This window comes from Actinopolymorpha rutila (assembly GCF_013407855.1).
Classification (GTDB): domain Bacteria; phylum Actinomycetota; class Actinomycetes; order Propionibacteriales; family Actinopolymorphaceae; genus Actinopolymorpha; species Actinopolymorpha rutila.
Window position 1 is genome coordinate 5,773,857 of record NZ_JACBZH010000001.1, and the last position, 11,578, is coordinate 5,785,434.

11 protein-coding genes are annotated in these 11,578 nt (G+C 71.9%); 9 read left to right on the top strand and 2 right to left on the bottom strand.

The genetic code is table 11. The annotated features are described in order from the left end of the window. The first annotated feature begins 102 nt into the window (after positions 1-102). The 4 genes from F4554_RS25690 (at position 103) to F4554_RS25705 (ending at position 4,778) form a co-directional block, all read left to right on the top strand. Complete coding sequence (locus tag F4554_RS25690; protein ID WP_179789961.1) at positions 103-1,995, top strand: 2-oxoacid:acceptor oxidoreductase subunit alpha; 1,893 nt, start codon at positions 103-105, stop codon at positions 1,993-1,995. Next, the gene (locus tag F4554_RS25695) at positions 1,992-3,095 is read left to right on the top strand and encodes a 2-oxoacid:ferredoxin oxidoreductase subunit beta (RefSeq protein WP_179789962.1); all 1,104 of its coding nucleotides are present in this window, start codon (positions 1,992-1,994) and stop codon (positions 3,093-3,095) included. The genes F4554_RS25690 and F4554_RS25695 overlap by 4 nt, the downstream gene beginning before the upstream one ends. Beyond that, positions 3,092-4,138 carry an EamA family transporter RarD gene (gene rarD, locus F4554_RS25700; protein ID WP_337796200.1) on the top strand — a complete coding sequence of 349 codons (1,047 nt, stop codon included), beginning with the start codon at positions 3,092-3,094 and terminating at the stop codon, positions 4,136-4,138. The genes F4554_RS25695 and rarD overlap by 4 nt, the downstream gene beginning before the upstream one ends. A gap of 76 nt (positions 4,139-4,214) precedes the next feature. Continuing rightward, on the top strand, positions 4,215-4,778 hold the full coding sequence (locus F4554_RS25705; protein ID WP_179789963.1) for an MOSC domain-containing protein: 564 nt from the start codon (positions 4,215-4,217) through the stop codon (positions 4,776-4,778). Between the two features lie 21 nt (positions 4,779-4,799). On the opposite strand, the gene F4554_RS25710 is transcribed toward F4554_RS25705, so the two are convergent. Next, positions 4,800-5,501, bottom strand: a complete 702-nt coding sequence (locus F4554_RS25710) for a sulfotransferase family protein (protein ID WP_179789964.1) — start codon at positions 5,499-5,501, stop codon at positions 4,800-4,802. Between the two features lie 187 nt (positions 5,502-5,688). Between F4554_RS25710 and F4554_RS25715 the strand changes: the two genes are divergently transcribed. The 5 genes from F4554_RS25715 to F4554_RS25735 all read left to right on the top strand — a co-directional run bounded on the left by F4554_RS25715 (position 5,689) and on the right by F4554_RS25735 (position 10,622). After that, positions 5,689-6,054, top strand: a complete 366-nt coding sequence (locus F4554_RS25715; RefSeq protein WP_179789965.1) for a DUF427 domain-containing protein — start codon at positions 5,689-5,691, stop codon at positions 6,052-6,054. A 110-nt stretch (positions 6,055-6,164) separates the two neighbouring features. Then, positions 6,165-7,124 (top strand): PhoX family protein, encoded by a 960-nt coding sequence (locus F4554_RS25720; RefSeq protein ID WP_179789966.1) that lies wholly within the window; start codon positions 6,165-6,167, stop codon positions 7,122-7,124. A 4-nt stretch (positions 7,125-7,128) separates the two neighbouring features. Beyond that, a complete protein-coding gene (locus F4554_RS25725) occupies positions 7,129-7,728 on the top strand; it encodes a nucleotidyltransferase family protein (RefSeq protein WP_179789967.1) in 600 nt (199 codons plus the stop codon). 64 nt (positions 7,729-7,792) lie between these two features. Continuing rightward, positions 7,793-8,335: a hypothetical protein gene (locus tag F4554_RS25730; RefSeq protein ID WP_179789968.1), complete on the top strand. Its 543-nt coding sequence runs from the start codon at positions 7,793-7,795 to the stop codon at positions 8,333-8,335. Positions 8,336-8,345: 10 nt separating this feature from the next. After that, the gene (locus tag F4554_RS25735; protein WP_179789969.1) at positions 8,346-10,622 is read left to right on the top strand and encodes a polysaccharide deacetylase family protein; all 2,277 of its coding nucleotides are present in this window, start codon (positions 8,346-8,348) and stop codon (positions 10,620-10,622) included. Here F4554_RS25735 and F4554_RS25740 read toward each other — a convergent pair. Further along, positions 10,550-11,551, bottom strand: a complete 1,002-nt coding sequence (locus F4554_RS25740; RefSeq protein ID WP_179789970.1) for a polyprenyl synthetase family protein — start codon at positions 11,549-11,551, stop codon at positions 10,550-10,552. The genes F4554_RS25735 and F4554_RS25740 overlap by 73 nt on opposite strands. Positions 11,552-11,578 lie beyond the last annotated feature (27 nt).

Sequence of the window (11,578 nt, forward strand, 5' to 3'; positions counted from 1 at the left end):
CACACCACGGCCCGGACGTAGCATAGAAGTACCAAATGGGATTGCGCCGCACAGGACGGCGGAGAACATTCCTGCGCGGGCGTCGAGGAGGTCGTTCACCCAGTGACCAAACAGGTCCTGCAGGTCGACCGTGTCATCATCCGATTTGCCGGTGACTCCGGAGATGGGATGCAGCTGGCCGGTGACCGGTTCACCCAGGAAACCGCGTCGTTCGGAAACGATCTTTCGACGCTACCCAACTTCCCGGCCGAAATCCGGGCACCAGCGGGCACCCTGCCGGGAGTCTCGTCCTTCCAGATCCACTTCGCCGACCACGACATTCTTACCCCGGGCGACGCCCCGGACGTCCTGGTGGCGATGAACCCCGCGGCCCTCAAGGCCAACCTGCCGGAGCTGCCGCGCGGGGCCACGCTGATCGTCGACTCCGACGAGTTCACCAAGCGCAACCTCACCCGGGTGGGCTACGACGCCAACCCGCTCGAGGACGGCTCGCTGGACGCGTACCAAACGCACTCGTTCCCGCTGACCAGCGCGACCGCCGAGGCGGTCAAGGAGTTCGGGCTGACCCGCAAGGACGCCTCGCGGTCCAAGAACATGTACGCCCTGGGCCTGGTGTCCTGGCTCTACAACCGCCCGACCGACTCGACCCTGTCGTTCCTGCACGCGAAGTTCGCCCGCAATCCCGCCGTCCGGGACGCGAACGTCGCCGCCTTCCGGGCGGGGTGGAACTTCGGCGAGACCGCGGAGGCGTTCGCCGTCTCCTACCAGGTCAAGCCGGCGGAGATGAAGTCCGGCCACTACCGCAACATCTCCGGCAACCTTGCCCTGGCGTACGGCCTGATCGCCGGCGCGCGGCGGGCCGACCTGCCGATGTTCCTCGGGTCCTACCCGATCACCCCGGCCAGCGACGTCCTGCACGAGCTGAGCAAGCACAAGCGGTTCGGCGTCACGACGTTCCAGGCCGAGGACGAGATCGCCGGGGTCACCGCGGCGCTCGGTGCGGCGTTCGGCGGCTCCCTCGGCGTCACCACGACGTCCGGGCCGGGCATGGCGCTGAAGGCGGAGACCATCGGCCTCGCGGTGGCACTCGAGCTGCCGCTGGTCGTCTGCGACATCCAGCGCGCAGGTCCGTCCACCGGCATGCCGACCAAGACCGAGCAGGCCGACCTACTGCAGTCGATGTACGGCCGCAACGGCGAGGCGCCGCTGCCGATCGTGGCGCCCCAGTCGCCGGCCGACTGCTTCGACGCCGCGATCGAGGCCGTCCGGATCGCGGTCACCTACCGCACCCCGGTGATCCTGCTGTCCGACGGCTACCTCGCCAACGGCTCCGAGCCCTGGCGGATCCCGAAGACCGCGGAGCTGCCGGAGATCCGGGTCGACTTCGCCACCGAGCCCAACCACCAGACCGAGAACGGCGACCGCGCGTTCTGGCCGTACAAGCGTGACCCGGAGACCCTTGCCCGTCCCTGGGCGGTGCCCGGCACGCCCGGCCTCGAACACCGCGTCGGCGGACTGGAGAAGGCCGACGGCCACGGCAACATCTCCTACGACGCGGCCAACCACGAGCTGATGGTGCGCACCCGGCAGGCCAAGGTGGACGCCGTGGCCCGCTCGGTCGCGCCGCTGGAGGTGGACGACCCGACCTCCGACGCGCGGATCCTGGTGCTCGGCTGGGGTTCGACGTACGGACCGATCGGTGCCGCCTGCCGGGCAGTGCGCGAGCACGGCATCCCGGTCGCCCAGGCGCACCTGCGGCACCTGAACCCGTTCCCGCCCGACCTCGGCGAGGTCCTGCGCAGCTACGACCGTGTGCTGGTCCCGGAGATGAACCTCGGCCAGCTGTCCATGCTGCTGCGCGCCCGCTACCTGGTCGACGTCGTGAGCTACAACCGCGTGCGCGGCCTGCCGTTCAGCGCGGGCGAGCTCACCGGCGCCATCACCGAACTCGCGGGATCGCTCGACCTCGAGCAGACGGAGGAGTCCCACCGATGAGCGCAACCGACCTGCCCGTTCCCGGTCTGCGCGGCGTCACCACCACCGACCTGCCGCAGAACCGCAAGGACTTCACCTCCGACCAGGAGGTGCGCTGGTGCCCCGGCTGCGGCGACTACGCGATCCTCGCCGCGGTGCAGGGCTTCCTGCCCGAGCTGGGCGTTCCTCGCGAGAACATCGTGTTCGTGTCCGGGATCGGCTGCTCCAGCCGGTTCCCGTACTACCTGAACACCTACGGCATGCACAGCATCCACGGCCGGGCGCCCGCGATCGCCACCGGCCTGGCGACGTCGCGGCCCGACCTGTCGGTCTGGGTGATCACCGGTGACGGCGACGGGCTGTCCATCGGCGGCAACCACCTGATCCACGCGCTGCGCCGCAACGTCAACCTCAACATCCTGCTGTTCAACAACCGCATCTACGGCCTCACCAAGGGGCAGTACTCCCCCACGTCCGAACGCGGCAAGATCACCAAGTCGACGCCGATGGGGTCGCTGGACGCGCCGTTCAACCCCGTCTCGCTGGCGCTCGGCGCGGAGGCGACGTTCGTGGGGCGGACGCTGGACACCGACCGCAAGCACCTCACCTCGGTGCTGCGCGCGGCCGTCGCCCACCGGGGCACGTCGCTGGTGGAGATCTACCAGAACTGCAACATCTACAACGACGGCGCGTTCGACCTGCTCAAGGACAAGGACACCCAGGACGAGGCGGTCATCCGGCTCGAGCACGGCCGGCCGATCCGGTTCGGCGCCGACGGCGAGCTCGGCGTGGTCCGCGACCCGGCCTCCGGTCAGCTGCGGGTGATGCCGGTCGCCGAGGTCGGCACCGACGCCCTCCTCGTGCACGACGCGCACGCCGACGACCCGACGACCGCGTTCGCGCTGTCCCGGCTGTCCGACGCGCAGACGTTGGCCCGTACGCCGATCGGCATCTTCCGCGACGTGGACCGGCCGTCGTACGACGACCTCGCCCGCGAGCAGGTCCGGCTGGCCCGCGACGCGCACGGCACCACCACCGACACCGGCGTCGAGGTCGGCGACAGCGACCTCGACCAACTCCTGCGCGGGTCCGACACCTGGACCGTCGGCGCGGACGCGTGAGTACGGGCCTGTCGGAGGAGTCCGCCGGCTCGCCCTCCCACCAGCCTCCCGCGTCACCCGTAGCCGCCCCCGTCGACGAGAACCGGCGGGGGCTGGTCTTCGGTGCGGCCGCCTACGCCGCGTGGGGACTCTTCCCGCTCTACTGGCCGCTGCTGCAGCCGGCCGGTTCGCTGGAGATCCTCGCCCACCGGATGGTGTGGTCGCTGGTCTTCGCGGTGATCGTGCTGCGCGTCCGGCCCCGCCCGGGCTGGTGGGCGCGCCTGCGCGAAACCCCGGCGACCATCGGCTACCTCGCCACCGCCGGCGTCGTCGTCACGATCAACTGGGGCACCTACATCTGGGCGGTCAACCACGACCACGTGGTGGAGACCGCGCTCGGCTACTACATCAACCCGCTGGTCATCGTGCTGGTCGGCGTGGCCTTCCTCGGCGAACGCCTCAACCGGGTGCAGTGGACGGCGGTCGGCCTGGCCGCCGTGGCGGTGGTCATCCTCACCGTGTCGCACGGCCGGCCGCCGTGGGTGGCATTCATCCTGGCGGCGACCTTCACCGCGTACGCCTACTGCAAGAAGAAGGCGAACGTCGCCGCCATCGAGAGCCTGATGGTGGAGACCTCGGTGGTGACGCCACTCGCCCTCGGCTACCTGCTCTGGCTGCAGGTGCAGGGCACCGCGGCGTTCGGGCACCACGGCGCCGGGCAGGCGGTGCTGCTGGCCGGAGCCGGGGTGGTGACGGCGATTCCGCTGCTGCTGTTCGCCGGTGCGGCCACCCGGGTGCCCATGACGCTGCTCGGCATCCTGCAGTACCTCGCGCCGACGCTGCAGTTCCTGCTCGGCGTGCTCGTGTTCCACGAGCCGATGCCGCCGGACCGGCTGGTGGGCTTCGGATTCGTGTGGCTCGCCGTGGTCGTGTTCACCTGGGACGGGCTGCGCCGTCGGCGTCGTACGGTCGCCGGGAAGGTGGCTGCCGCGCGAGCGGACGCGAACGCCTCAGCCGCCGAGCGGTCGGCGGGTGCCCCGATGCCGGTCACCGAGCCGGACTGAGCCGGACTGAGTCGGACTGAGCCGGACTGATCGTCAGAACGCAGGGTCGTAGAGCCGCGGAGAAGGGGCCGAGCCGATGGACCAGAACGCGCCGGACAGCAGTGCGGTCGTACGCGCGGTCAGCAGCAGCGGAACACACACGTTCAGCAAGCCGGGCCGCGACCGCATCCGGCTGCTCGCCGGGTTGGGGGTGGAGGGCGACGCGCACCTGGGTACGACGGTGAAGCACCGCTCCCGGGTGGCCCGCGACCCCAGCCAGCCGAATCTCCGCCAGGTCCACCTCATCCACGCCGAACTGCTCGCCGAGCTCATCGAGGCGGGGTACGACGTGGCGCCCGGCCAGCTCGGGGAGAACGTCACCACAGAGGGCGTCGATCTGCTCGGCCTGCCGACCGGCACCCTGCTCCGGCTCGGGCAGACCGCCGAGGTCGAGGTGACCGGGCTGCGCAACCCCTGCCGGCAGATCGAGGACTTCCGCACCGGCGTGCTCGCCCGGGTGGTCGGCCGGGCCGAGGACGGTTCGGTCGTCCGCCGGGCCGGCATCATGGGGATCGTGCGGACCGGCGGCGAGGTGGCTCCGGGCGACCCGATCGTGGTCACCCTCCCGCCGCCACCCCACCGCCCGCTGGAATGCGTCTGACCCACCGGGCCAGGGCACGTCTCAGCTGCCGGGCTTGCGCAGGTCCTCCAGGGTGAAGCTCTCCGGGACCTCGCCGGTGCGGGCACGTTCGGCCATCCGCCGCATCGTGTCGCCGTCGTTCAGGTGCGGGTAGCCCGTCTCCGGCTCGGGGACGCCGAGGAAGTCGCACAGCGGCTCCCACCCGTCACGTGCCTCGTGCACCAGCAGCCGGTCGGCAGGCACGGTCTCGCGTACGGTCGCGAGGTGGCGTTCGAACACGTCCACCGCATGGTCCTCGGCCGGCATCTCCTCCCCCATCTCCTCGCCGAACGTTCCGGCCCACAGGCGGCCGAGGACCGGTGCGAGCGGATTGGGCGGCCGCCGGCCGGCGCGTTCGGCGCGCTCGCCCTCGCGGGTGAACGTGAAGATCGTGTCGCGCACGCTGGCGTACCAGCGGTGCGGGTCGCGCACGGTCAGCAGCACCTTCGCGTCGGGGAAGGCGGCCATCAGCTCCCGCCAGTAGTACGAACTCGGCCAGTCGACCGACGACTTGTAGCCTTCCAGCGCCCAGGTCCAGTCGACCCGGCCGTCGTTCTCGATGACCTGCCGCCACTTCCCCTGCTGCTCCGGGTGCTGGATCACCTCGAACATGTGGTGGCAGGGCCCGAAGCCCAACTGCTCCAGTGCGGCCTTCATCGACGTGGTGCCGGTCCGCGGGAACCCCGCACCGATGACCTTCAGCATTGCCCACCTTCCCCGTACGTCAGTGTTGCCTGCTTCGCGGTCTGCTTCCGTCCGGACAACGAGACGAGCTCGCTCTCGGTGCCCACAATGTGCCCACACGGCTGGGCGATTCGGACCACTCGCGGACATTCGGTCCGACCGTACGGTGGAAGGAAGCCACCGCCACGCAGCCAGGACGGAGATCACCATGGCCGTACGCAACCTCTTCCACAAAGTCAGCGTCGCCCCGAGCACCCGGCACGTGCGGATCGAACACGGCGGCCGCGTCGTCGCGGAGACCGACCGGGCGCTGGTGCTGACCGAGACCGGGCTGGGCGACCGTCTGTACATCCCGGTCGAGGACGTGCGGACGGACCTGATTCTGGCCACCGACTCCCACACGACCTGCCCGTTCAAGGGAGTCGCGTCGTACTGGGCGTTCGCCGACGACGAATCGGTCAGGGACGCGGCATGGGCCTATCCCGAGCCGAAGGAGGACGTCGCGGGGATCACGGACCACCTGTCGTTCTACGACGAGGGAGTCGAGACCTACGTCGACGGCGTACGCCGGTAGCCGGAGTACGCCGGACCGACCCCGTCCGTTCAACTTCCGGCCCAGGGCCGGCCGCCCGGGCCCTCTAGCGTCGCGATCGGTGACCCCGATCCGGACCTGGAGGCGCCCGGATGAATCCTCTGTCGTCCCTGCTGCCGCGGCAGTTCTCCCGGGCGCCGGTGCCCGACAACGCCGGTGACGGCGCGGTCGTCCTGCCGCTGGAGTGGTCCCGCGGACGAAGCTGCCACCGCGGCGCCGGCCAGGCCCTGATGGTGACCGGGCGCGAGGCGGTCGGCGTGTCCGCCGAACCCCTGAACAACCTGAGCGAACTGAGCGAACCGAGCGAACCGAGCAACCTGTGTGAGCTGTTCGTGCTGGCGGTCCGGCGGACCGTCCCGGCCGGTGACTGGCAGGAGGTCCTCGGCGGCGACCTCCCGTACAACCGCGTGTTCACCGCGCGGGCGCCGTTCGTGCTCACCGGACCGGCCGCCGGGCACCGACTGCTGCGTACTGTGGCGGACCCCTCCGGCCGCCGCGTCCTGGGCACGTCGGCCCGCCGATGCCTGGCCGTCACACCGTGGGGCACGACCCTGCACGGCGAGCGGGCCGTCCACCCGAACGCCCACCAGAACCTCGCCCGGGACCCGCACGAGGCCAACCGGTTCGGCTGGCTGGTCGAGCTCGACCCCTACGACCCGGACGCGACGCCGCGCAAGCGCACCATGCTCGGACGGTTCCAGCGCGACCGCGTGGCGATCTCGCTCACCGCGGACGGGCGGGTCACGGCTGACATGGTCGGCATGGTCGCCACCGCCGAGCCGAGCGGTGCGCGGTTCCGGTTCGTGTCCCGTGACCGGGTGCGCCGGGGCGCCACCGCCGCCGAGCACCGCCACAACCTGGCTCTGCTCGACCACGGCACGTTGTACGCCGCCCGGCCCGCCGACGACGGTGAAGCCGACCGCGAGGGAACGGACGCGTGGACCCCGCTGTGTGACGACGAGCAGTCGTTCGTGCCCGGCCGGTCGGTCACCGAGGTCCTCCTCGACCCACGGTCGGCGGCCCGGGCGGGAGACCCGCTGCCGCTACCGTGAGGGCATGACCGTTGCGGGGCTGCTGCTCGCAGCCGGTGAGGGGCGGCGGCTCGGCCGGCCCAAGGCGCTGGTCGACCTCGACGGCCGACTGCTCGTCGAGCGCGGCCTGGCCACCCTGACCGCCGGCGGGTGTACGCCGGTCCACGTCGTCCTGGGCGCGGCCCACGACGAGGTGCTCGCCGCCGCCGACCTGGCCGGCGCGACCGTCGTACTCAACGAGGACTGGCGGGCCGGCCTGGCGTCGTCCCTGCGCGCCGGCCTCGCCGCGCTGCCGTCCCAGGTCGAGGCGGTCGTCGTCGCCCTGGTGGACCAGCCGCTGGTCACGCCCGAAGTGGTCCGCCGGCTGCGGCAGGCGTACGACGGCGGGGCGGTCACCGCGGTCGCGACGTACGGCGGCCTGCCCCGCAACCCGGTCCTGCTCGCGCGTTCGACCTGGGCCGACGTCGCCGCGCAGGCCTCCGGGGACACCGGCGCCCGAGCCTTCCTCCGCGCGAACCCGGACCTCACGACACCGGTCCCCTGCGACGACGTGGGCGCGCCCGACGACGTGGACACCCCCGCGGAGCTGGCCACGCTACGGCGGCGGCTGCTGACACAGAGTTGACCTTGACCAACTCCGGGAGTCGGACCGTGCCAAACCGGTCGAACCACTCCTACACTGGGCCGCCGTGCGAAAACACCCAGGCGGAAAACACGCGGTGTTCGTGGATGACTCCGGACGCCGGCATCGTCGTGTCCGCAAGGCCGGGCTGATCCTCGGCGGGGTCGTGGTGGTCTCGCTGGCCCTGTTGTGCATCAGCCTGGTGAGCGGCTCCGGGTTGCAGTCGACGCCGTGGAGCCTCGGCCGGCCGGCCTCCCTCCCGGAGCCGACGGCGACGCCCACGCCCTCCCCGTCGGTGGACTCGAAGGTCTCCGGCCGCAAGCTGGAGACGCGGAGACCGACACCGGACGCGCGCACCACCCAGCGAACCACCAGGACGCCGTCGCCGATCCCCACGGCGACTCGGCGGGTTCCGGCCCCGGCGCCCACGCCGAGGGTCACGAGCGCACCGACCACGAAGCCGACGCCGACACCCACGCGGACCCGCACGTCCGCGCCCACACCGACCCCCACCCCTACCGCGACGCCCCGTCCGGCCCCCACGCCGACCGCGAATCCGAAGGGGCACGGACGAGCGACGCACTCCCCCACCCCGAAGCCCAAGCAGTAGGCCCGCCGCCGTGGCCCGACACCTGCGGATCCGGGAGCCCCGCCATCACTGGTTTCTGGTCGGGCTGCTGCTTGCCACGCTGGTCGGCGTCCTGCTGGTGCAGGGGTACGTCCAGCGCAGCTGGAACGACCTCACCGACGCGCCTCGGACGACGGCCGGTGGTGACCGGGTCCCGCGCGCCGCCCTCCGCGACGACCGGCCGGTCCTCGACCTCAGCGGTGACCGCCCGAACACCGCGGCGATGCCGGCGCGCACGGTCGCCCTCACCTTCGACGACGGGCCGGACCCGCGATGGACGCCGCGGATCCTGGAGGTCCTTCGGCGCCACCACGCGAGGGCGACGTTCTTCGTCCTCGGCTCCAAGGTCGCCATCTACCCCGCGCTGGCCCGCCGGATCGTGGCCGAGGGACACGAGATCGGTTCGCACACATACACCCACGTCGACCTCGCCCGTACGCCCACCTGGCAACGCGGGCTGGAGCTCGGCCTGACCCAGAAGGCGCTCGCCGGCGCCCTCGGCCTGCACACGCACCTGCTGCGGCCGCCGTACTCCGGCAAGCCCTCCGAGCTCACCGGCCCCGACTACGCCGCCGCGCGGGACGCCGGGCGCGCGGGCTACCTCGTGGTACTCGCCGACCACGACACCAAGGACTGGGACAACCGGACCGCTGACCAGATCGTGGCGCGAGCGACACCCTCCGGACAGCGCGGCGCCGTCGTCCTGATGCACGACGGTGGCGGCGACCGGTCCAGGACCGTCGCCGCCCTGGACAAACTGCTGACCCGGCTGGACGAACGCGGATACCGCGCCACCACGGTTTCGGACGCACTGCGCCTGCGGCACGCGGCCGTACCCGTGAGCCTCCCGGAACGCATCGCGGGCCGCACCGTCGTCGCCGCGCAACAGATCGGCCGGATCGCGGCGGTCGGGCTCACCTACGCCCTGGCCGTCGCCGGGGTGCTCACGGTGGCGCGGGTGGTGATCCTGGCCGCCATCGCCCGGATGCACGTCCGCCGGACCCGCCGCGACCGCCGCCGCCGGCGACCGGAGAACGAGCCGGGTTGGTACTACCCGCCGGTCTCGGTCGTCGTGCCCGCCTACAACGAGGCGGCCGGGATCGCGGCGACGGTCGGCTCACTGGTGCGGACCACCTACCCGGGCCCGGTGGAAGTCATCGTGGTCGACGACGGCTCGACCGACGACACCGCGCTGATCGCCCGTGACCTCGACCTGCCCGGGGTGACCGTCCTCTCCCAGGCCAACGCCGGCAAGCCGGCCGCGCTCAACACCGGCATCGCGTACGCCCGCCACGAGATCCTGGTCCTGGTCGACGGCGACACCGTGTTCCAGCCGGACACCATCGGCCGCCTGGTCGCGCCGTTCGCCAACCCCACGGTCGGGGCGGTCAGCGGCAACACCAAGGTAGGCAACGCGGGCGGGATCCTGGGACGCTGGCAGCACATCGAGTACGTCATCGGCTTCAACCTCGACCGGCGGATGTTCGACGTGCTGGAGTGCATGCCGACGGTGCCGGGCGCGATCGGTGCGTTCCGGCGGCAGGCACTGGCCGACGCGGCCGACCCCGAGGGGCCGGGGAGCACGTACGCGATGACAGGCCCGGTGAGCATCGACACCCTGGCAGAGGACACCGACCTGACGATGGCGGTCTGCCGGGCCGGCTGGCGGGTGGTGTACGAGGAGACCGCCCGGGCCTGGACGGAGGCACCCGGCTCGCTGCGGCAGCTGTGGCGGCAGCGGTACCGCTGGTGCTACGGCACGTTGCAGTCGATGTGGAAGCACCGTCACGCGCTGGTCGAGCGCGGCCCCTCGGGACGGTTCGGCCGCCGGGCGCTTCCCTACCTCGCGGTCTTCCAGGTCGTGCTTCCGCTGCTGGCGCCGGCGGTCGACGTGTTCGCGCTGTACGGACTGTTCTTCGGTGAGCCGGCGCGGGTGGTCGCGGTCTGGGCGGCGTTCGTGGCAGTGCAGGCGTTCCTGGGGGCATACGCGCTCCGCCTGGACGGGGAACGCCTCACTCCGCTGTGGACCCTGCCGTTGCAGCAGTTCGTCTACCGCCAGCTGATGTATCTCGTGGTGATCCAGTCGGTGGTCACGGCGGTCGCGGGTGCGCCGCTGCGCTGGCACGTGATCCGGCGGGAAGGTACGTTCGCCCGGCGCGACCCGGCCTCGGCGGTGTGGAACCCGCCGGGAGATGGTCAGCCGGTACGGGAGACCACGAGGTCGCACAGCCCGGCCAGCGCGTCCCGCGCGGGAATGTCGGGCAGGTAGCGCAATGTGGCCCGCGCCTCGTCGGCCCACTGCTGCACGATCGCCCGGGCCTGGTCCATCGCCGGGTGGGCCCGCAACAGTGACAGCGCCTCGGCATGCCGGGCGTCGTCGGGCAGCGGACCGGACAACAGCTCCAGCAGCCGGCCGTCGGCCGGGTCGGTGGATCGCTGGGCCAGCAGCATCGGCAGCGTCGGGATGCCCTCGCGCAGGTCGGTGCCGGGCGTCTTGCCGGACTGGTCGGCGTCGCTGGCGATGTCGAGTACGTCGTCGGAGAGCTGGAACGCGATCCCGATCTTCTCGCCGTACTCCGTCATCACCCGCTCGATGTCGCCCGGGGTGCCGGCGACCTTGGCCCCGAGGCGCGCCGACGTGGCGATCAGCGAGCCGGTCTTGTCGGCGAGCACGGCGAGGTAGTGGTCGAGCCTGTCCTCGTCCTCGGTCGGCCCGAGCGTCTCCCGGATCTGCCCCTCGACCAGCCGGGCGAACGTCTGCGACTGGATGCGGACCGCCTCCAGGCCGAGGTCGACCATCCGGTCCGAGGCCCGGGCGAAGAGGTAGTCGCCGGTGAGGATCGCCACGGTGTTGTCCCACCGGGCGTTCGCGCTGGGAGCGCCGCGGCGCAGCGCCGCCTCGTCCATCACGTCGTCGTGGTGCAGCGTCGCGAGGTGGATCAGCTCCAGCGCGGTGGCCACCGCCACGACGTCACCGGCTGAGGAGGAGGGCTCGCCGAACTCCGCGCCCAGCACCACCAGCAGCGGCCGGAACCGCTTGCCGCCCGCGTGGATCAGGTGCTGGGCGGCCTCGGTGACGAAGCCGAACTCGCTGGCCGCCACCCGGTCGAGCTCGTCCTCCACCTCGGCCAGCCGGCGGCGTACCCGAAGGTCGAGGTCGCCGTCGACCGACGGCAACGTGAGGCCGGCCATGCTCATCGAGGTCCCCTCCCTCCGGGTGTCGCA